The organism is Sporosarcina ureilytica (assembly GCF_001753205.1).
Classification (GTDB): domain Bacteria; phylum Bacillota; class Bacilli; order Bacillales_A; family Planococcaceae; genus Sporosarcina; species Sporosarcina ureilytica.
Genome location: NZ_CP017560.1, coordinates 520,144 through 540,682, shown reverse-complemented (window position 1 = coordinate 540,682; position 20,539 = coordinate 520,144). Strand labels below are relative to the sequence as shown.

The 20,539-nt window shown below is 39.7% G+C and carries 20 protein-coding genes; 4 read left to right on the top strand and 16 right to left on the bottom strand.

The genetic code is table 11. The annotated features are described in order from the left end of the window. Positions 1 to 6: 6 nt before the first annotated feature. Positions 7 to 1,383, top strand: a complete 1,377-nt coding sequence (locus BI350_RS02745) for an FAD-dependent oxidoreductase (protein WP_075526740.1) — start codon at positions 7 to 9, stop codon at positions 1,381 to 1,383. Between the two features lie 509 nt (positions 1,384 to 1,892). Here BI350_RS02745 and BI350_RS02740 read toward each other — a convergent pair. Together BI350_RS02740 and BI350_RS02735 are read right to left on the bottom strand one after the other, a co-directional pair. Beyond that, positions 1,893 to 2,822: a manganese-dependent inorganic pyrophosphatase gene (locus tag BI350_RS02740; protein WP_075526739.1), complete on the bottom strand. Its 930-nt coding sequence runs from the start codon at positions 2,820 to 2,822 to the stop codon at positions 1,893 to 1,895. Between the two features lie 41 nt (positions 2,823 to 2,863). Continuing rightward, positions 2,864 to 3,307 carry an Rrf2 family transcriptional regulator gene (locus tag BI350_RS02735; RefSeq protein ID WP_075526738.1) on the bottom strand — a complete coding sequence of 148 codons (444 nt, stop codon included), beginning with the start codon at positions 3,305 to 3,307 and terminating at the stop codon, positions 2,864 to 2,866. A gap of 163 nt (positions 3,308 to 3,470) precedes the next feature. Between BI350_RS02735 and hmpA the strand changes: the two genes are divergently transcribed. Beyond that, on the top strand, positions 3,471 to 4,661 hold the full coding sequence (hmpA, locus tag BI350_RS02730) for an NO-inducible flavohemoprotein (protein ID WP_075526737.1): 1,191 nt from the start codon (positions 3,471 to 3,473) through the stop codon (positions 4,659 to 4,661). Positions 4,662 to 4,676: 15 nt separating this feature from the next. Here the strand turns inward: hmpA and BI350_RS02725 are convergent, their stop codons facing one another. From BI350_RS02725 to BI350_RS02715, 3 genes are all read right to left on the bottom strand, one after another. Next, positions 4,677 to 5,477, bottom strand: a complete 801-nt coding sequence (locus BI350_RS02725) for an alpha/beta fold hydrolase (protein ID WP_075526736.1) — start codon at positions 5,475 to 5,477, stop codon at positions 4,677 to 4,679. A 197-nt stretch (positions 5,478 to 5,674) separates the two neighbouring features. Then, positions 5,675 to 6,187, bottom strand: a complete 513-nt coding sequence (locus BI350_RS02720; RefSeq protein WP_075526735.1) for a type 1 glutamine amidotransferase domain-containing protein — start codon at positions 6,185 to 6,187, stop codon at positions 5,675 to 5,677. A gap of 178 nt (positions 6,188 to 6,365) precedes the next feature. Further along, a complete protein-coding gene (locus BI350_RS02715; RefSeq protein ID WP_075526734.1) occupies positions 6,366 to 6,959 on the bottom strand; it encodes a DNA-3-methyladenine glycosylase in 594 nt (197 codons plus the stop codon). A 94-nt stretch (positions 6,960 to 7,053) separates the two neighbouring features. Here BI350_RS02715 and BI350_RS02710 point away from each other — a divergent pair, with 94 nt between their 5' ends. After that, entirely contained in the window at positions 7,054 to 7,347 is a 294-nt protein-coding gene (locus BI350_RS02710; RefSeq protein ID WP_075526733.1) for a nucleotide pyrophosphohydrolase, read from the top strand. Between the two features lie 56 nt (positions 7,348 to 7,403). Here the strand turns inward: BI350_RS02710 and BI350_RS02705 are convergent, their stop codons facing one another. From BI350_RS02705 to BI350_RS02660, 10 genes are all read right to left on the bottom strand, one after another. Continuing rightward, positions 7,404 to 8,294: a glycine betaine ABC transporter substrate-binding protein gene (locus tag BI350_RS02705; protein WP_075526732.1), complete on the bottom strand. Its 891-nt coding sequence runs from the start codon at positions 8,292 to 8,294 to the stop codon at positions 7,404 to 7,406. 17 nt (positions 8,295 to 8,311) lie between these two features. Next, positions 8,312 to 8,950, bottom strand: coding sequence for an ABC transporter permease (locus BI350_RS02700; protein WP_075526731.1), 639 nt, complete (start codon positions 8,948 to 8,950; stop codon positions 8,312 to 8,314). Next, complete coding sequence (locus BI350_RS02695; protein ID WP_075526730.1) at positions 8,947 to 9,918, bottom strand: ABC transporter ATP-binding protein; 972 nt, start codon at positions 9,916 to 9,918, stop codon at positions 8,947 to 8,949. Before BI350_RS02695 ends, BI350_RS02700 begins: the two co-directional genes overlap by 4 nt. 186 nt (positions 9,919 to 10,104) lie before the next feature. Beyond that, positions 10,105 to 10,752, bottom strand: a complete 648-nt coding sequence (locus BI350_RS02690; RefSeq protein WP_075526729.1) for a uracil-DNA glycosylase — start codon at positions 10,750 to 10,752, stop codon at positions 10,105 to 10,107. A 230-nt stretch (positions 10,753 to 10,982) separates the two neighbouring features. Then, positions 10,983 to 12,185: an MFS transporter gene (locus BI350_RS02685; protein ID WP_075526728.1), complete on the bottom strand. Its 1,203-nt coding sequence runs from the start codon at positions 12,183 to 12,185 to the stop codon at positions 10,983 to 10,985. Positions 12,186 to 12,364: 179 nt separating this feature from the next. Continuing rightward, positions 12,365 to 13,324, bottom strand: a complete 960-nt coding sequence (locus BI350_RS02680; RefSeq protein ID WP_075529201.1) for a siderophore ABC transporter substrate-binding protein — start codon at positions 13,322 to 13,324, stop codon at positions 12,365 to 12,367. 25 nt (positions 13,325 to 13,349) lie between these two features. Continuing rightward, a complete protein-coding gene (locus BI350_RS02675) occupies positions 13,350 to 14,111 on the bottom strand; it encodes an iron ABC transporter ATP-binding protein (protein ID WP_075526727.1) in 762 nt (253 codons plus the stop codon). Further along, entirely contained in the window at positions 14,108 to 15,058 is a 951-nt protein-coding gene (locus tag BI350_RS02670) for an iron chelate uptake ABC transporter family permease subunit (protein ID WP_075526726.1), read from the bottom strand. The genes BI350_RS02675 and BI350_RS02670 overlap by 4 nt, the downstream gene beginning before the upstream one ends. After that, positions 15,051 to 16,001, bottom strand: a complete 951-nt coding sequence (locus BI350_RS02665) for an ABC transporter permease (protein WP_075526725.1) — start codon at positions 15,999 to 16,001, stop codon at positions 15,051 to 15,053. The genes BI350_RS02670 and BI350_RS02665 overlap by 8 nt, the downstream gene beginning before the upstream one ends. Positions 16,002 to 16,333: 332 nt before the next feature. After that, the gene (locus BI350_RS02660; protein WP_075526724.1) at positions 16,334 to 17,185 is read right to left on the bottom strand and encodes a DUF6612 family protein; all 852 of its coding nucleotides are present in this window, start codon (positions 17,183 to 17,185) and stop codon (positions 16,334 to 16,336) included. Positions 17,186 to 17,412: 227 nt separating this feature from the next. Here BI350_RS02660 and BI350_RS02655 point away from each other — a divergent pair, with 227 nt between their 5' ends. Then, entirely contained in the window at positions 17,413 to 19,131 is a 1,719-nt protein-coding gene (locus BI350_RS02655) for an ABC transporter ATP-binding protein (RefSeq protein ID WP_075526723.1), read from the top strand. A 136-nt stretch (positions 19,132 to 19,267) separates the two neighbouring features. Here BI350_RS02655 and hflX read toward each other — a convergent pair whose 3' ends face one another. Then, positions 19,268 to 20,539: a GTPase HflX gene (gene hflX, locus BI350_RS02650; protein WP_075526722.1), complete on the bottom strand. Its 1,272-nt coding sequence runs from the start codon at positions 20,537 to 20,539 to the stop codon at positions 19,268 to 19,270.

Genomic DNA, 20,539 nt, shown 5'->3' with positions numbered 1-20,539 from the left:
CTTATCATGCCTAAATCATTATGGCTTCAAAGCGCATACGAAAGCGAGCCCTTCCCACCTCTCCAAGAGGATATACATTGTGATGTTTGTATTGTAGGGGGCGGCTTAAGCGGCATTGCCAATGCTTATTATCTCGCAAAACAAGGAAAAGACGTCATACTTCTTGAGAAAGATGCAATTCTTGCCGGTGCTACTGGCAATTCAACTGGTAAATTAACGACACAGCATGATTTTGTATACGCAAATTTAATTAATAAATTCGGCCGTGAGAATGCCAAATTATATTATGATGTCAATAAAGATGCAGTTGAATTTGGAAGAACAATTGCAAAAGGTGACGAATTATTATCGGCAAATTCTATACTATATGCTCAAACTCAAGCTGGCGAGGAGCTATTGAGACAAGAAGCGCATGCCTATACGGAACTTAGTATTCCCGGCGAGCTCGGTAGAAATTCAGAATTACCAATCCCCATCCTTTCAACACTTACGATGGAAGATGAAACGCAAATCCATCCTGTCCGCTTCGGCCAAACACTTGCCAAACTTGCCCTTGAAGCAGGAGCACGTTTTTATGAACAATCTGACGTGCTTACAATGGATTTTAACAATCGCTTTTTAACATTAAAATCTTCCTCAAAAGTACATTTTAAAGACTTGATACTGAGCACACATTATCCAATTGAAGCGCTTAGAGGCGTTCAAATTTTGAAATTAGCTGTCGATCGTTCCTATATCGTTTCCGCAAGGGCCGATATGGCATTAACTGGCCAGTACATTTCCGTTGATTCGCCTAAAAGGTCAATCAGAACCGCGAAAATTGATGGAAGAACTTATTTTCTATTGTCGGGATCCAGTCACACAGCCGGAGTTGAAGGGAATACCGCTGGACATTATGAACGACTATATGCTGACTTGGAAAACACATTTCGCCTCACCAATTTCATCACAGGATGGTCTGCCCAAGATCCTGAAACGCCAGATTTAATTCCTTATGCCGGGAAAATCAACTCTTCTTTACCGCACGTTTATATAAGTACTGGCAATCGAAAATGGGGCCTTTCAAATTCGTTAGCAAGCGCTAAAATTATTTCCGACCAAATTGTTGGAAGAGGAAACCCGGCGGCCACCCTTTATGCACCGAATCGTACAGGTTTTGGGGATAAACTGCTGCAAGCGCTAAAATTAACCGGGCTAGTTGTAAAAGAGTTCACGGCCGGACATATCGCACGAACGGATGCCCCAATATGCACACATATGGGCTGCAGAACGAGATGGAATAACGCCGAAGAAACTTGGGATTGCCCTTGCCACGGTTCACGCTTTAGAAAAGACGGTTCAGTCTTAGAAGGCCCTGCCACGAAGCCGTTGGATTTGTCTTGAAAAACATCAGGGATGTATTTCAAATCTTGTACTTGAAACGTTGCGTACTTTCGCAAGCGTTGCATACTTTCGAAATAACGTTGCGTACTTTTACAATTATGTTGAGTACTCTCCGGAAAACGTTGCGTACTTTCACCAGCGTTGCATACTTTCAAAATAACGTTGCATACTTTTACAATTATGTTGAGTACTTTCCGGCAAACGTTGCGTACTTTCGCCAGCGTTGCATACTTTCGAAATATCGTTGTATACTTTTACAATTATGTTGAGTACTCTCCGGAAAACGTTGCGTACTTTCGCCAGCGTTGCATACTTTCGAAATAACGTTGCGTACTTTCGCCAACGTTGCATACTTTCGAAATAACGTTGCGTACTTTTACAATTATGTTGAGTACTCTCCGGAAAATGTTGCGTACTTTCACCAGCGTTGCATACTTTCAAAATAACGTTGCTTACTTTTACAATTACAAATAAGGCTAAGCAGAAAATCCCGCTTAGCCTTCATTATTTTATTTCAAAGCTTCTGTTAAAACTGGAACGATTTGCTTTTTACGTGATACGACACCCGTTAATGTAGCTGTGCGATTCGATAAAGACACATCGAATGCTGCTGCAGCGCGATCTGCTTGTTCACCAAGTGCCAACACGATTGAATCGTTGTGAATGATGTCTGTCACAACAAACAAGAATAAGCCAAGCCCTTTTTCCGCGATGACTTTATCAATCGCTGCCTCAAACTCAGGCTGTTGCGCCATTACTTCGTCAACATCCACCGCGTTCACTTGAGCGATTTCGATTTTCAAACCATTTTCAAACGTAAATTCTTTTGCATCAAGTGCAATCAGCTCTTCAATCTTTTTATCGCTTAAATCAGCGCCTGCTTTTAACATTTCCAGTCCGTATTCTTCTGCATTGACACCTGCAATTTCCGCAAGCTCTTCTGCTGCAGTACGGTCTTCTTCCGTAAATGTTGGCGATTTAAATAAAAGTGAGTCCGAAATTATCGCAGAAAGCATGAGACCTGCAATATCTTTCGGTACTTCCACACCATTTTCTTTATAAAGCTTATTTAAAATTGTCGCTGTACAACCCACTGGTTCTGCACGATAGTAAAGCGGATCATTTGTTTCGAAATTCGCAATCCGATGATGGTCAACCACTTCGATAACTTGAACTTCATCCAGGTCATCAACGCTTTGCTGTTTTTCATTGTGGTCTACTAAGATTACTTGATTTGCTTCAGGTGCTGCCTTTTCAATAAATCTTGGGGCTTCAAAACCGAAATGTTCAAGTGCATAAGCCGTCTCATTCGACACGACACCAAGTCGAACAGCTTCTGCATCCATTCCTAATTGACGCTTTAAATAGGCATAACTAATTGCCGCCGTAATTGAATCTGTATCTGGATTTTTATGTCCAAAAACTAGTACTTTACTCATTCACTAAATCCTCCTGCGATCATTTATCGTTTTTTATTTTATCATAACTGCTTGCCTAATAATATCGTGGCAAGTCCATCGTTATTTTCAACAAAATCAGCCAATGTATAACTATCTAAAACTTTAAAATAAGCATCTAATGCCTCGTGCAAAACATTTTTTAATCGACATACGGGCGTAATGATGCATTGATTGATTTCGCAATTAAAACATTCTACTAGGTGGAAATCATCTTCTGTTTTTCGAACTGTTTCCCCAATATTTATTTCACTTGGATGAACGTTCAACCGAATGCCTCCACCACGTCCACGAATCGTTTCGACCAACCCCATTTTACCAAGTTCATGGGTCACTTTCGTCAAATGGTTTTTAGAAATATTATAGACATCCGATATTTCTTGAACAGTAGACAACTCTTCTTTTCCTTTAATTCCAAGGTACAAAAGCACACGTAAAGAAAAATCTGTGTACATCGTTAAACGCATAATTTCACCGCACTTTCCATTCCTATTATACCCATTGTGGCGGTTACGTGAAAGAAATGTGTCTAAAAAGGCAACCCTTTTTAAAGTTACATATTTTATATAGCTTTATCTTTGTATTTGTTGTATTCTAAAATTAAACACAAAATGAAAGGTAGTGCTAAACATGCTTTCACAAGAAACGATTGACATTATTAAATCAACTGTACCGGTATTAGAGGAACACGGGAAAACGATTACAACGGTTTTTTACAGAAATATGTTTGAAGCGCACCCTGAACTGCTTAACGTATTCAACCACGCAAACCAATCACAAGGTCGCCAACAAACAGCTCTAGCCAATACGGTATATGCAGCGGCAGCAAACATCGACAACTTAGAAGCAATTTTACCAGCTGTTATCCAAATTGCTCACAAACATAAATCATTAGGAATTACAGAAGACCAATATCCGATTGTAGGCTATCATTTACTTGGTGCCATTAAAGAAGTACTTGGCGATGCAGCAACACCTGAAATCATTTCAGCATGGGGCGAGGCGTATGGTGTCATTGCAGATGTTTTCATTAGCATCGAAAAAGAAATGTATGAACAAGCCGAAGAAATGGAAGGCGGCTGGAGAACATTTAAAGCATTTACAGTAGCTGATAAAGTCGTTGAAAGTGATGTCATTACGTCATTTTATTTAAAACCTGTAGATGGCAATCCATTACCTAGTTACTTACCAGGCCAATACATTTCAGTACGTGTAAACATCCCAGGTGAAGAATATACGTTGAACCGCCAATACAGCTTATCCCAAGCACTAGAGGAAGACGTTTATCGCATTTCTGTGAAGCGTGAAGATGAATGTGAGCCAAATGGAAAAGTATCAACGTATCTACATCATAACGTCAATGTTGGGGATGAAGTTGAAGTCAGTGTTCCGGCTGGGGACTTCTATCTAGACCCAGAAAGTACAACACCGGTTACATTAATTAGTGGTGGAGTTGGGGTTACACCAGTGATGAGTATGTACGAAACAATTGCACGCGTATCGCCCGAACGTCCGGTTGCATTCCTACACTCCGCACGTACGCGCGCACACCAAGCATTTAACGAGCGTATTACAGAACTAGATGCATCATTAGAAAGTTCATCCGTTGCAGTCCTCTATTCCGAAGAAGGCGACGGATTTATTACAAAAGAATTCCTACAAGAAAAAGTACTGGAAGGCAGCGACATTTACGTATGTGGTCCAACACCATTTATGCAAGTCGTCATTAACTACTTATACGAATTAGGCCACTCAGAAGAAAAAGTTCACTACGAATTCTTCGGTCCAAAAGCAGAACTTGAACTTGTTCCAGCATCATGAACATAGAAAAGCCGCTTATCCAACTTGGATAGCGGCTTTTCTATGTTCTATTTTCGAAATATAATTAATGGACAGCTCATTAAACTTCTCTGGCTGATCGATATTACAGACATGCCCACTATCTTTAATCTTAATAAACTCGAAACCTTTATTTTGCCGTACAACTTCCTCAATCGGCGGAATGAATAAATAATCTTCATCCCCCATGATAAACAATGTGGGAATATCCGTTGTAGACGCTTGCAATCTAGCTAAATAAGGATTAATGAGCCTCGTTAATGAAAACCATTTTATAAACTCTTTTTGACACATTTTCTTTGCTTGATTGACAAATGCAAGACGTGATTCTTCATGCTGCTTACGCGGCATAATAATATAAGCAAAAATTTTATATAGGAGCATGTAAGGAATAAATAACTTCGTCGCATTCCCTACCCACATTAATAATTTCGTACGAATATCAAATCGAATAATCGCACCACCAAGAATGAGTGAACTTACACGTTCTGGATAATTATCCGCTATTGTCTGTGCAACGATTGTTCCAAGTGACATGCCAATGACATGTGTTTGTGCAATTTTTAATGTATCTAATACTTCCACAACATCTTTTGCAACCTCTAAAAATGTATCTCCTTTTTTCCAAAGACCACGTTCAGATTGCCCATGTCCCCGGAGGTCAACAAGGAGAACATTATGTTCTTTCCGAAATTCCCTAATCTGTTTAAACCATGTTGAAGAGCTTCCACCCGCACCATGTACAAAAGTAACCCACGGCGCTTCAGGACCTATTTCATATGTTTTGTAATGAAGCAACCTTTTCATCCTTCCCAATAGTCGAGTCGATACTACTCTCACTATTAAAGCATGTAAATCTGCTTTTGGTTCCCAATACAATTTATCACGATTTCAGACATTTTTCAATCATTTATTTTACGCAACATGTGCCAAACCTGTCTATTAGCAATTTTATTTAGCATCAAAAAAAGACCCAATAAATGGGTCTTTCGATTTTATTTATCTAATAGTTTTAATGCTTCACGATTGAATGCTGGCATATCTGCCGGCGTTCGGCTTGTCACCAATTGGTTTTGACAGACGACAACTTCTTCATCTGAAAAGTTAGCCCCTGCGTATTCCATGTCAACTTGCACGGATTTATAACCTGTCGCATCTCGCCCTTCAAGCGACTTTGCTGTAATTAACAACTGCGGTCCGTGACAAATAGCAAATACTGGTTTTTTCGCATCCATAAATGCTTTTGTAAAGGCTACGAAACGATCATCCGCACGTAGAATATCTGGAGAAAATCCTCCTGGAATTAACAGCGCATCAAAGTCTTCAGGCTTAACGTCGTCGATTCCTTTATCAACTGTTAACGTTTCTCCTTTTTTACCTTTAATTTCTGCGCCTGCTTCTTTTTCAATTGTGATGACTTCATGTCCAGCATCCTCAAAAGCTTTTGCCGGTACCGTATACTCCGAGTCTTCAAATAGATCTGTAATCACTGTTGCGATTTTTGCCATGTAATTGAAATCCTCCTTGAAATCATTCTATTACTATGTATACCACACTTCGTTGCGATAAAACAATGAAAGGCGGCATCTATCTAAAAAAGGTAGTCCAAGATACTCGTAAATTGCGAACACTCTTTTAGCCAATAAAAGAACACTTCTGCTAGATGGAAGAAGCGTTCTTTATTTCCTATTTCCGATATTTTGAAACGAACGGATTATCAATTTCATAAAAACGCCACGGGTAATGAACCGCCTCACCAGAGTTGCCAATCCCAACCCTTGGCCCCGCCTCAATAGGACCTAGTCGCTCTCCTTTTGAAATAAAGAGCGGTTTATGTGACCAATGATGCCCGTAATAATCCATCGTTATCCCAAGTGCCACTGTTAATTTTCCCGGACCATTTGTCCAATCGACTTCCTTTAGTTTTGGGCCACGATTTTCTCGCATAAGTGCATGTCCTTCAACCGGCTCGACCGCACGAATCAGGATCGCATGAGGCGTACCCACTGGCCCAGCGACAACGTTAATGAGCGTATGCGTATGCATTTGGTATGTATAAACGAGCCCTGCATCCCCAAACATAATTTCTGTTCGCTTCGTCCGACGATTACCAAAGCTATGTGCCGCGCGGTCTTCTGGTCCTTGATAAGCTTCAGTCTCAACAATTCTTGCAACAATCCGACCTTCTGGCAATTCATGTACAATGTACTGCCCTACTAACTGTTTCGCTAGCTCAAGTCCCGGTGCTTCAAAAAATGACTTGTCTACTGGCTCATACATAAAATATCCCTCTTTTCCATACCACTATTCCCTTTAATCCACTTTCATAGTACTTTATAATATAGAATAAAATTAGTCGATAGGCGTGATAAACATGAAAAATTTACAAGATGAGATTGTTAAATTTACTGAAAAACGTGGTTGGACAGGCAATAAAGATGCACGCAACCTTGCCATCTCAATATCTCTCGAAGCAAACGAACTACTTGAACATTTCCAGTGGAACAACGCTGAAGAGGCGATCACTAACAATAAAGATGAAATTGCGGAAGAAGCGGCAGATGTACTGATTTACTTATTACAGTTTGCGGATGTCATTGGAATCGATCTAGAAGAAGCAGCCAAAATGAAATTAGCGAAGAACGCAATGCGTTTTCCAGTAAAATAAGTGCTGCACTAAAATAAACCGGCTTACCTCACTTAAGAAGCGAGCAAGCCGGCAGCTTATTTAGCAATTAATCCTTTTTCAATTAAAAACTCTCTTGCTACGTCCTCTGGCTTCTCTTGATCAATATCCACTCGTGCATTCATTTTTAACATATCTTCTTCGGTAATTTGACCTGCTAATTCATTTAATACTTTTTCAAGGTCTGGAAACTTTTCCAACGTCTCTTGACGGACAACTGGTACTGCATCGTACTTAGGGAAAAATGCCAAATCGTCTTTCGTCGTTCCCAAATCAAATAATTGAATACGGCTATCTGTAGTAAACGCTGGGATTAAATCCACTTCTCCACTCTTTACCGCTTCATACATCACATTTGGATCCAAACTTTTCGTTTGGCTAAATGAAAAATCATAGACCTCCACTAAGTCTTCATAACCGTCACCTTTGCGCTCATAAAAGGCGTGAGGTGCACCAAAAACCACCTTCTTCTCCCGTGATACTGCTGCAATATCTGAATATGTTTCAGCATCATAGGCATTGTCTTTTGAATAAGCGAGTGTATAGCCATTTTCAAATCCAAGCGGTTCTAGCCAAGTCACTTCAAATTGTTCTTCATAACCCTTTTTGACTCTTTCATAAACACTTCCTGCACTTTCTCCCGCTTCAGATTCTTCCTTTAGCACGTCTTTTAACCCTGTTCCAGTATATTCAACGTATAAGTCGATGTCTCCCTTTTCAAGGGCCGGCGTCATAATTGCTACTTCACCAAGGCCTTCTTTATAAGCCACATCATAATCTGTTTTCTCTTCAATATACTGCCCTAATATGTACGGTAAAATAAACTGCTCAGTCCACGGCTTACCGCTAATGACAATCTCCTCTTTTTTTCCACATCCACTGACCAAAAACAAAAGCGCTACAAAAATGATTCCTATTCTTCTCCTCAACAACATGACCCCCTAGTTTATTGGCGAATACCTTTCAACGTTACTTTCTTTTCTATCCACTTCAGCAGAAAATCGAATAGTATTGCTAAACATGCAACAGGAAGCGCACCAGCTAACACGAGCGAATTATTATAAGATTGTAATCCTCGATAAATCACATCCCCTAAACCTCCTGCACCTACAAATGTTGCAAGCGTTGCAATCCCTACAGTTAAAACCGTCGCCGTGCGAATACCCGCCATAATAACAGGAAGCGCAATCGGAAACTCTATTTTCTTTAAAATTTGAAAGGGCGTCATCCCCATACCCCGACCAGCTTCAATAATTGATTCGTCTGCGCTCGTTAATCCGGTATATGTATTGCGTACAATCGGTAATAAAGCATAAATGATGAGTGCAATTAAAGCTGTTTTTGATCCAATCCCAATTAACGGAACGAGAATACCAAATAACGCAAGACTTGGAATCGTTTGCAAAACTGCAGTAACCCCAATAATCGGTTCCGCAAATCGGCGATAACGCGCTATAAGAATGCCTGCTGGCAATGCAATGGCGACCCCTAACGCTAAAGCAACAAAAGAAAGGAATATATGTTGTAAAAAAGCCTCGATAATTAAATCAGAACGGCTGCTGACAGTGTGAAAAAAATTACTCATGCAGTATTCACACCTTCTTTCATCCCCATTGCCGCCTGCAAAAGAGAATGATGACCAATATAACCTAGTATTTTTTCATCTTTTAAAACCACAAGTCGACAGCTCGGGTACATATCTAATAGCTGAATTGCCTCTTCTACAGAAGCATCGCTATGAATGCTTCGGACTTCTCCATCCCATGTTTCATCGTAAAAGTCTGTAAAATATGTAAGCGGGAATGATCCGAAGTCACGTTTTCTCATAATCCTGTCTTCTCCAATAAATTCACGCACAAACTCATTTTCTTGATGTTCAAGCAACGCTTCCGGTGTTGCCATTTGTTCAACTTTTCCGCCTCGCATAATGATTATATGATCTGCAATCTCTAATGCTTCGTCCATGTCATGTGTTACAAAAACAATCGTCTTACGAATCCGTGTCTGTAACTCGCGCAATTTCTTTTGCAATTGCTCTCGACTAATTGGGTCAAGTGCCGAAAAAGGTTCATCCATTAAAATAATATTGGGATTGCTTGCAAGTGCTCGACTGACACCAACTCGTTGCTGTTGACCGCCTGATAGCTCAAAAGGATAGCGTGCTTTAAATGTTTCTGGTTCCAATCCGACCATTTCTAATAACTCGTTGACACGAGTAGCTATTTTACTCTTTTCCCATCCTAGTAATTCTGGTACGAGAGCGATATTCTCTTCAATCGTCATGTGGGGAATGAGCCCAATTCTTTGAATGACATAACCAATTGATCTGCGAAGCTCAATTTCATCCCGCTCTGAAATTAGCTCACCGTCGATTGAAACTTCTCCATTTGTCGGTAATTCAAGTCGGTTAATCATCCGCATAAGTGTTGTTTTTCCACAACCGCTAGGACCAATAATCGCCGTTAGTTTATTTGAAGGAATCGTAACTGAAATATCTTTCAGTGCTTCTGTTCCATCGGGAAAACGCTTAGTTACATTTTCAAAGGTTATCATAACTATCTCCGTTTCTATGTTTTTAAACCTTACCCCTTATTCTAAAAAGTAGTTTTCACTTCATTGAATTAATTTCATAGTAAGACATATTCCATTGAAATCCAAACAATCGAGACGCCTACATGATTTAATCACAACTAAATTGAGCTTCTACTTTCACTTTTCATTCAAATAGACGAGAAATACTCACTCCATCCCCTTTAAAATTTCTCCAATTTTTAACCAATCAGCCTCAAGCGAAGGTCTATGTGATGGCCGATAAAAAACGGAAGCAGGATGAAAGGTAGGGACAATTGTATATTTTTCATCCGTCCAACTAAAGGTCGTATCCTCAAGATTTTCTAAATACTGGATAGGCCTTCTTAGTACTTGTCCATGCAACTCCGTCACTTTCGCCTCTTTCCCAATTAAACGCTGTAACCCGACATTCCCCAAGGTGACAATAAACTTCGGTTCTAAGTTTGCAATTTCATAATCTAAAACGGGTGCATGGGCGATGATTTCCTTCCGGGTCGGCGGACGATTATACTTCCGCTCTGTTGTGGTCCCGTCACGTTCCTTTTTCGTTCCCCAGCGATACGGTCGACTACGAACAGCACTGGTGATATAAACGTCATCACGCGTCAATCCAATGGAAGCAAGTGATTTCATTAACTCCTTCCCCGCTCGTCCAATAAAGGGAATCCCATCAACTAACTCAAACTCCCCTGGCGCCTCCCCGATGAGCATTAACTTTGGCATTTGTGGACCTTCTCCGTAAATAAAACCTTCGACTGGAAAACCTTGAATCCGATCTCTTCCAAGTTCTGCAAGCGATTCTGGAATACGAAACATAGTAGCCTACCTTTCGATTATGTTGTAAAATAAGCGCATTCTTCATACCATAATTGTCTACCACGACTGACATAATATAAACAAAAGAATTGATATTCTACTCAAGGAACATTCACTTTAATCAAAACAAAAACAAGCTTGTCCCCCAAAAACATGTATCACTACAATGACCATGCGTTGAAAGAATCAAGCTTGTTATTTACAATTTCAAAACGCTAACTACAACGGCACTAGGCAAGTTCTATTTGCTTTGTTTCCGTTCCTAACACAATGACGGCAAGGACCCCAATAATAATAGAACCGCAAAAAATCCCAAAAATAATGCCAAATCCATAACCTGCTCCAAGTAAAGACCCAACGAGCAACGGTCCAAAAATACCGCCAATCCGACCGACAGCTGCGGCCGCACCTGAACCAGTTGCGCGAATAGATGTCGGATACTGCTCCGGTGAATACGCGTAAAGCGCACCCCATGCCCCTAAATTAAAGAACGACAGCAATGCACCGAACAAAAGTAGCGCTGTTAATGATTCCGCATTTCCAAATGCCAATGCGCTAAGTGCTGTGCCAAGAAGATAAGTAGATAACACAAACTTCCGACCAATCCTTTCAATCAACCACGCTGCCGTGAAATAGCCTGGTAATTGCGCAAGCGTCATTAGAAGCACATAACCAAAACTGTGAATCATACTAAATCCTTTCATCACCATCACGCTTGGCAACCACAAAAACATCCCATAATAAGAAAATACAACCGTAAACCAAACAATCCAAAGCATTAATGTCCGTTTTGCATATTGTTTAGTCCATAATTCTTTTACTTTCTGCATCGACGATTGTTTAGGCTCCCGACTCGCCTCAAACTTCGGCGAGTCGGGAAGGTGTCTTCTTAAATAAATTGCATAAAACGCTGGCAGTGCCGTAATAATAAGCGCGACTCTCCAACCGAAATCTGGAATGATAAAATAAGCAATCAGTGCAGCGAGAATCCACCCAACCGCCCAAAAACTTTCTAATAATACAACAACTCGACCACGCTCTTTCGCTTCGACACTTTCTGAAACGAGTGTGGACGCGACAGGTAGCTCACCACCAAGACCAGCACCGACGAAAAAACGTAAAATTAAAAATGCAAAAAGCGTCGTCGTTAATGCCGACAAACCACTGGCGACCGAAAATAAAACTAATGTAATCATAAACACTTGCTTACGCCCGATTTTATCCGCTAACATCCCGAAACCGAACGCGCCAACTGCCATGCCAATAGAGTTTACACTTCCAATCCAGCCCATTTCACCTGGAGATAATCCCCAATCAAGCGAAATCGCTGCAATAACAAAAGATAAAATACCAACATCCATTGCATCGAACATCCAACCAGTTCCAGCAAGACCTAATAATCTATTGCGCGATATTGTTTTGCCTTGTGCCATAATACGTCTACTCCTTACACCTTATGTAGTTGTCTTGACACCTGTAATTATACATGTTTCGACACAGGATTACAAAAACTTTTTCCAAGCAGATGTCCGCCTAATTTAAAAATCACCCAAAAAAGACTAACCTCTTTAAAGGTTAGCCTTCCTTACCAATATCATTTTATGCAAACCACTTAGAGCGCTTCCTCAATTTCAGTAATCATTTCTTTCATTGAAAGCAGTCCGCCACCAGATAAGTACCAGTAGCTAGGGTCCAGATAGTAGATTGCCCCGTCTTCATAGGCATTCGTTTTCTTCACAAGATCGTTTTCAATGGAATCTTTCGCGCTAGCCTCTCCACTTACTGCCGCATCACGGTCAATCACAAATAGCACATCTGGGTTAGTTTCAAGAATATATTCAAATGTAATATTTTGACCATGTGTTGAAACTTCAATTTTCTCGTCTGCTGCTTTAAAACCAAACACATCATGGATCAATCCAAAACGTGAATTTGGACCGTACGCACTTACTTTTCCTTCAGTTGCCAGGACGATTAATGCCTTTTTATCGAAATCCGTTGTTCGCTCTTTAATTACAGCGATTCTTTCATCAATTTCAGCAAGCTCTTCTTTCATTTCATCTTCCTTGCCAAAGATGTCCGCAACTAAGTTCATATTATGTTTAAATGAATCCATATAATGTGCATAATCAAGTCCAACATAGACTGTTGGTGCAATTTCAGCAAACTGATCGTATAAGTCAGCTTGACGGGATGAAATAAAGATCACATCTGGTTTTAATGCATGAATCTTTTCAAAGTCCGGCTCTTTTAATGAACCCAGATTTTCATATTGCTCATCTTCATACTTTGAAAGGTACGCAGGAACGTTAGCTTTTGGAAGACCCGCAACTTCAATTCCTAACTCGTCAAGTGTATCTAATATACCAAAGTCAAAAACAACGACCGTCTCAGGATTTTTATTCACTTTGACAGGATTCTTATCGAGTTCATGTTTCACTTCTACAACTTCAGCTTTGTCAGTTGAGTCATTGTTAGAAGATGTATTTTCTTCTTTCTCTTTAGCACCACCACATGCGGCAAGTAAAACCATTACGGCAAACATCATGACTGCAATCGATATTTTTTTCATATTCATGTTCATTAACCTTCCTTTTTTAAGAATTAAAGTAAACGCATATGCGACAATTACTTAATTGTTTGATTGGTATTTCCATATCGTAAATTTCTCTTAATGAATCAGAGTTAATAATGTCATCCGTCGGTCCATCCTTCACAATCCGGCCGTCTTTAAGCGCAACGATGCGGTCTGAATAAACAGATGCAAAGTTAATATCATGCAAAACGATGACGACTGTTTTTCCTAGTTCATCGACAAGCCTTCTTAAAATCTTCATAATCTGCACCGAGTGCTTCATATCTAAGTTATTTAACGGCTCATCTAATAATATATACTCCGTATCCTGTGCAATTGTCATCGCAATAAACGCACGTTGACGTTGACCGCCCGATAATTCGTCAAGATAACTATGTTGCATATCCGACAGTCCCATATAATCGAGCGCTTGGTCTACGAAGCGAATATCCTCAGCATTTAAACGACCTTTGGAATGTGGATAACGACCGAACGATACGAGCTCACGAATCGTTAATCGCGCATTCATATAGTTGGACTGCTTTAAAATTGATACTTGTTTTGAAAAATCATTGGACTTCATCTTTTTGACGTTCTTTTTATCGAGAAGCACTTCACCTGTATCTGCATCAAGCAAACGACTTACCATCGAAAGCAATGTCGATTTACCCGCACCATTTGGCCCGATGAAAGAAGTTATTTTTCCTCTATGGATATTCACACTGACATTTTCAACGACTGCCTTTGCACCAAAAAACTTCGTAAGTTCCCGGACCTGAATCATGTAGCTCGACTCTCCTTTAATAGTAAGTAAATGAAGTAAATCCCACCGACAAAGTTAATAATTACACTCAATGTCGTTGAAAACGTAAAGACACGCTCAACAACCCACTGACCACCAACGAGCGCAAATACACTCATAATAGAAGCACCAACGATTAATACAGAATGTTTATACGTCTTAAAAAACTGATACGATAAATTCGCAACAATTAATCCAAAGAAAGTAATCGGCCCAACCAGTGCAGTAGAAACCGCGATTAACACCGAAGAAAGGATTAGTACCTTCCGAACGACGCTATCGTAATTCACACCTAAGTTAATGGCCGTATCCCTTCCTAACGATAATACGTCCAGATCGTGAATGGACCTCCACCCAATCACGAGCGCAAGGACAATAATTGCGATTGCCCACCAGACAAGTTCACCACTTACGTTGTTGAAACTGGCAAACATTTTATCTTGAACGCGTAAAAACTCATTCGGATCAATTAACACTTGTAAGAATGTTGAAATGCTACTAAAAAATGTCCCGACGATAATGCCAACAAGTAGTAAAAAGTAAATCGGTTTCTTTCCCGACTGAAATAAAAATCGATATAACAATAAGGCGAATACGACCATCGCACTTACAGATAAAATAAAGTTCACATGTTTATTCACTATCGTAATATGACTCGACCCCAAGAAGAAAATAACAACCGTTTGGAGAAGTATGTATAGTGAATCGAATCCCATAATACTTGGCGTTAAAATTCGGTTATGCGTAATCGTTTGAAAAATAACTGTTGAATAAGCAATTGCAATACCTGTAATTGCCATCGCAACCACTTTAATTCCACGTTTCGGCAAAGCATAATCAAAGCTGCCATGCAGTCCATGGAATAAATACAAGATACATACAAGGACTGCTAACACACCTAAAATGATAATTTTTGTTGAATTACGCATATGCCTTCCTCCTAAACAACAAATAGAGGAATATCCCGCTACCAATAACCCCTACCATTAAACTAATTGAGATTTCATATGGATAAATGAGTACCCGGCCTAAAATATCACAAATGAGTAGGAATATCGCGCCTAATAACGCAGTATGTGGCAGCGTCTTTTTTAAATGGTCACCTTGAAATATGGAAATAATATTCGGAATAATTAACCCGAGAAATGGGATCATACCGACCGTTAACACGACTGTTGTCGTAATTAACGCCACAAGGATTAACCCAAGATTGACGACTCTTCTATAAGCAAGTCCTAGATTTTTCGAGAAATCTTCGCCCATCCCTGCAACTGTAAACTTATTCGCGTAGACATAAGCAAGGATTAAAACCGGGATACTTATATAAAGTAGCTCGAAGCGCCCTTTCATAATCATTGAAAAATCGCCTTGTAACCACGCTGACATATTTTGAATGACATCTGCTCGATAAGCAAAGAATGTCGTCACCGAAGATAAAATATTACCGAACATGAGCCCGACGAGCGGAATAAAAATCGCATCTTTAAATTTAATCCGATCTAGAATTTGCATAAATAATAGCGTGCCGGCTAACGCAAATGCAAATGCGACTATCATCTTTTCAATCGTGGAAGCATTTGCAAACATGAGCATGGAAATTAAAATTCCAAGCCTTGTTGCATCTAGCGTCCCAGCTGTTGTCGGCGAAACAAATTTATTTCGACTTAGCTGTTGCATGATTAGTCCAGCAATACTCATTCCTGCCCCAGCAAGAATAATTGCGATCAATCTCGGCAATCGGCTAATTAAAAATATCTCTGTTTCTTCTGATTTGAAATCTAGCAGATCCATCGGTGTAATTCGGCTAACGCCTACGAATAAAGAAAGTAGCGAGAAGCCTATCAATGCGATTATCAAATAACGTTTTTTCATGAGCAGCCTCGATATCAAATATTTGAATCTAATTGAGAATTATCAATGAAAATGATTATCAATTAGACTCAAACTTAATTATAGCATGGCGAAAAGAGTTGTCAATCTTAATTGAAAATGATTATCAGTTAGCTTTACCAAAAAGTGTAAGTGTTTGGGAACGCTTCCTCTACTCCAATTAACGAGGTGACATGTAAGAATGTTTAAACTTATTCGTTCCCAGTTTTGCATACCATTTCTCTAAAATTGGCAAGAATAAAATTCATTCGACCTAGCTACGAAATAAAAAAGAGGTATATTGTGCGCCAATTGACGCACAATATACCTCTTTTTTAATATTCAACTGCGTTATCTAACACTTCTTGCGGAACTGTAATTTCATCGATTTCATTAATACGACTTAGCTTTGATTGAATTTCTTGCTTAATTTGTACAGTTTCTCCTTCTGCACTCATTTCCATATCCATCACGATATTAAATGCAGTCGTTTCAAATGTTTCTTTATTAATGAAAATCTCATATTCTAATTCATGGATTTTGACATCATCTAAAGCTTCTAATTCCTCTTCACTTAAATCTTCTAATAAACCAGTGGACGCTATTTCTTCTTGGATAAGTTTATTAAATTTATCGCCAGAAGCCTTCAGCTTTAACACATACTCGTTATCATTTTGCTCAAACTTAAAATCATCAATAAACTCTTTGAGTGAAGAATAATCAACCGTTACATCTTCACCCGTAGTCATTGCAGCAGCAAGATCCTCATAGCCTTCATTTGGAAGTTTCATCCACGTCCCGGAATCCGGGTCTTTCATATAAAAACCGGCTTCGGTCAAATACATTTCCGTTTTCATAGACCCTTCGCCAACAATTTCCATTTCCATGATCTGGTACATCGAAAATGGTTCTTGCACGATATCCATTTTCATTTTAATATTATTGTCCATTTCAACGTCAGCTTCAGGAGATGAAATGTTTTGAATCATAGACATGTCTGCGTGCATACTCTTTATGCCTTCTGACGCTTCTTGTGCTTTTTGGAATACTTCCTCTAATGTCAATTCACTTTTCTTCGCTTCATCCGTGCCAGGTTTTGCGTCCGCTGGTTCATTCGCAGCATCGCTACACGCAACTAATGCTAACGCCAACAAACCCACAGCTAAACCTTTCAACCATTTTTTCATACTGTCTGCACCCCTTCAATTCTACTTTTACACCACACTATGGTATACGGTAACTTCCCGATTAAGTTCCAACTTACACGTTAAATAAGTATAAAGTACTCGATCATTACTAACTTATTAGGATGAACGAATCAAGAAATTAATTTTTTATTCCGAAAAACAACATTCGTTTTTAACCAAAAAATCCGCTATACTATTTCATGGATGAATAGGAGGAATAAATCTATATGATAAAGAAATTCTTTTCTTATTATAAACCGCATAAACGATTATTTATTATCGACTTTTCTAGCGCTGTTTTTGTGGCATTACTTGAACTTGCCTTCCCACTAGCCGTGCAATGGTTTATAGATAAATTACTGCCAGGCGGTGATTGGGGAAAAATTGTAACGGTTAGTATTCTGTTATTACTTATCTACTTATTAAGTACATTTCTTCAATACATCGTTAGTTATCTGGGGCATAAACTTGGCATCAATATTGAAACCGATATGCGCCAACAACTGTTCAATCATGTTCAACGACAATCATTTCGCTTTTTTGACAATACAAAAACGGGCCATATTATGAGTCGAATTACAAATGACTTATTCGATATCGGAGAACTCGCCCACCATGGACCGGAAGATTTATTTATCGCGATCATGACGCTCGTCGGCGCATTTGTCCTCATGTATCATATTAACCCTGAACTTGCGCTCATTGCGATAGTCATGGTACCGCTCCTCATTGCGGTTGTTACTTATTGTAATAAGAAAATGAACGCGGCATGGACAAATATGTACGGCAAAATTGCTGACGTCAACGCGCGAGTGGAGGATAGCGTTGCCGGCGCACGTGTTGTAAAATCTTTTACAAATGAAGATTTTGAAATCGCACGTTTCAAAACAGACAACGGCAATTTCCGTCTTGCCAAGCTCGTCGCTTATAAAGTGATGGCATGGACACATTCTAGCATGTATATGATGACACGACTCATGTCGCTCGTCGTCTTAGTCGTCGGGGCTTGGTTTACATTTAACGGTAAATTAACACATGGAGAGCTCGTCGGATTTATTTTATTCGTCAACATTTTAATTAAACCAGTAGATAAAATTAGTGCATTGCTTGAATTGTATCCAAAAGGGATGGCTGGCTTTAAACGATTCCGTGATTTAATTGAACAGGAACCAGAAATTAAAGATAATCCGAAAGCAATTCAAGTCAATCATTTACACGGCGATATTGTTTTTGACGATGTTCATTTCAATTATGAAAGTACGAAGTCAATTCTACAAGGAATTAATTTAAACATACGCGCAGGAGAAACAGTTGCTTTTGTCGGTCCTTCAGGTGCTGGAAAAACAACCATTTGCTCCCTCATTCCACGTTTTTACGATGTAGATTCTGGAAGCATCACGATTGACGGAATTGATATTCGCGACATGACACAGCAATCACTTAGACGTCAAATCGGGATTGTCCAGCAAGATGTGTTTTTATTTACAGGAACAATTAAAGAAAATATTGCTTACGGAAATTTGGAAGCGACTGACGAGGAAATTTATGAAGCAGCACGTAAAGCTCATTTAGAAGATATGATACGCGAGCTTCCCGACGGATACGAAACACAAATCGGAGAACGTGGATTAAAACTTTCAGGTGGACAAAAACAACGCCTTGCCATTGCACGTATGTTTTTGAAAAACCCGCCAATTTTAATTTTAGATGAGGCAACTTCTGCACTCGATACGGAAACTGAGCGCATCATTCAACAATCGTTAAATGAACTGGCCGAAAATCGAACAACGCTTGTCATTGCACATCGCCTGGCGACAATTCGAGACGCGCACCGTGTCATTGTCGTGACAGAAGATGGCATTTCAGAAGACGGGACTTACCAAGAACTCGTAGAACAAGACGGGATTTTTGCACGTCTCCATAATATTCAGTTCCAAAATGTTTAAAACGTAAAAAATCGGGGAGAATAAAGTAATCCCCCTTTCTTTATAAAAGCGAAAGGTGCCTATCGATGCGAAAAGCATACGGCACCTTAAGCTAAAGAAAAACGCACAATCCTGCCCCCACAGGATTGTGCGTTTTTCAATAACTAATCACGAATTCTTCAAACTTTTTCCGGTCATCCGCCAATAACTCGACAATCATAAGCGTGCCATCTTCTACGTAAGCTGTTTCTTTAATATTTGCTTTATCATTTAAGTATGAAACGACATCCCCTCTATCGAAAGGAACGAGTAACTTACACGTCACATACTCATCAAATATAAAGTCTTTGATCAACTCGACTAGTTCCTCTAAGCCCTTACCGTCTTTAGCAGAAAGCCAAATGTTATTTCCTTCTATCTTAGGGTACGACAAATCTGCAAGATCAGATTTGTTAAAGACATTAATCGTCGGAACATTTTCCACACCTACATCGGTTAATGTTTCATTTGTAACTTCCATCATGAAACTATGTTCTGAATGGGAGACATCTACGACTTGTAACAACAAATCCGCATCCCGCGCCTCTTCTAATGTAGAACGAAACGCTTTGACTAAATGGTGAGGAAGTTTTCCAACAAAACCAACCGTATCTGTTAATAAAAACGCTTTATTATCAGGTAATTTCACATGTCTGATCGACGTATCCAGTGTCGCAAATAACATATCTTTCTCAAACACTTGCCTGTCCAACTCAGCGTTTACTTTCTTCAGTAAACCATTCATCAATGTCGATTTGCCCGCATTCGTGTATCCAACGAGTGAAACAACTGGCAAACCACTTCTTCTTCGCTGTTTGCGCTGCGTCTCTCGCTGCCCTTGCACATTTTCTAATTCGCGTCGCAACTTCGCAATTTGATCCTCAATGACACGACGATCCAATTCTAACTTTGTTTCTCCGGCACCTTTGTTTTGGAAACCGCCGCCTGTGCCGCCCCCTTGCCTACTCAACGAAGCACGTAAACCAACAAGACGTGGCAACATATATTGCAATTGTGCAAGGTCAACTTGCATTCTGGCTTCGCGCGTCCGTGCACGTCTTGCAAATATATCTAGAATTAACATCGTTCGATCGATGACTTTACATTCAAGTCCATTTTCTAAATTCCGAATTTGTGAAGGCGATAATTCATCATTAAAAATGACCAAATTCGCCCCGGATTCTTCATAAAAACTTCGAATTTCTTCAATCTTACCAGCTCCGACATAATGAGATGGGTTCGGTCTCTCTAAGTTTTGCGTAATTGTACCAACTACCTCAACTTCAATGGCTTCCGCCAGATTCCCAAGCTCTTCCAGTGAATACTCAAAATGTTCGTCTGTTTGTGCATGGACACCTACAAGTAATGCCCGTTCCACTAAAACGTCCAA

What these genes read in the sequence shown, in the direction of transcription:
- BI350_RS02700 (WP_075526731.1), bottom strand. Translation starts at nt 8,950, where the DNA reads ATGAGTAATTTTTTTCACACTGTCAGCAGCCGTTCTGATTTAATTATC.
- BI350_RS02655 (WP_075526723.1), top strand. Translation starts at nt 17,413, where the DNA reads ATGATAAAGAAATTCTTTTCTTATTATAAACCGCATAAACGATTATTT.
- BI350_RS02690 (WP_075526729.1), bottom strand. Translation starts at nt 10,752, where the DNA reads ATGTTTCGTATTCCAGAATCGCTTGCAGAACTTGGAAGAGATCGGATT.
- BI350_RS02740 (WP_075526739.1), bottom strand. Translation starts at nt 2,822, where the DNA reads ATGAGTAAAGTACTAGTTTTTGGACATAAAAATCCAGATACAGATTCA.
- hmpA (WP_075526737.1), top strand. Translation starts at nt 3,471, where the DNA reads ATGCTTTCACAAGAAACGATTGACATTATTAAATCAACTGTACCGGTA.
- BI350_RS02660 (WP_075526724.1), bottom strand. Translation starts at nt 17,185, where the DNA reads ATGAAAAAATGGTTGAAAGGTTTAGCTGTGGGTTTGTTGGCGTTAGCA.
- BI350_RS02670 (WP_075526726.1), bottom strand. Translation starts at nt 15,058, where the DNA reads ATGCGTAATTCAACAAAAATTATCATTTTAGGTGTGTTAGCAGTCCTT.
- BI350_RS02685 (WP_075526728.1), bottom strand. Translation starts at nt 12,185, where the DNA reads ATGGCACAAGGCAAAACAATATCGCGCAATAGATTATTAGGTCTTGCT.
- BI350_RS02680 (WP_075529201.1), bottom strand. Translation starts at nt 13,324, where the DNA reads ATGAAAAAAATATCGATTGCAGTCATGATGTTTGCCGTAATGGTTTTA.
- BI350_RS02695 (WP_075526730.1), bottom strand. Translation starts at nt 9,918, where the DNA reads ATGATAACCTTTGAAAATGTAACTAAGCGTTTTCCCGATGGAACAGAA.
- BI350_RS02720 (WP_075526735.1), bottom strand. Translation starts at nt 6,187, where the DNA reads ATGGCAAAAATCGCAACAGTGATTACAGATCTATTTGAAGACTCGGAG.
- BI350_RS02675 (WP_075526727.1), bottom strand. Translation starts at nt 14,111, where the DNA reads ATGATTCAGGTCCGGGAACTTACGAAGTTTTTTGGTGCAAAGGCAGTC.
- BI350_RS02665 (WP_075526725.1), bottom strand. Translation starts at nt 16,001, where the DNA reads ATGAAAAAACGTTATTTGATAATCGCATTGATAGGCTTCTCGCTACTT.
- BI350_RS02710 (WP_075526733.1), top strand. Translation starts at nt 7,054, where the DNA reads ATGAAAAATTTACAAGATGAGATTGTTAAATTTACTGAAAAACGTGGT.
- BI350_RS02735 (WP_075526738.1), bottom strand. Translation starts at nt 3,307, where the DNA reads ATGCGTTTAACGATGTACACAGATTTTTCTTTACGTGTGCTTTTGTAC.
- BI350_RS02745 (WP_075526740.1), top strand. Translation starts at nt 7, where the DNA reads ATGCCTAAATCATTATGGCTTCAAAGCGCATACGAAAGCGAGCCCTTC.
- BI350_RS02715 (WP_075526734.1), bottom strand. Translation starts at nt 6,959, where the DNA reads ATGTATGAGCCAGTAGACAAGTCATTTTTTGAAGCACCGGGACTTGAG.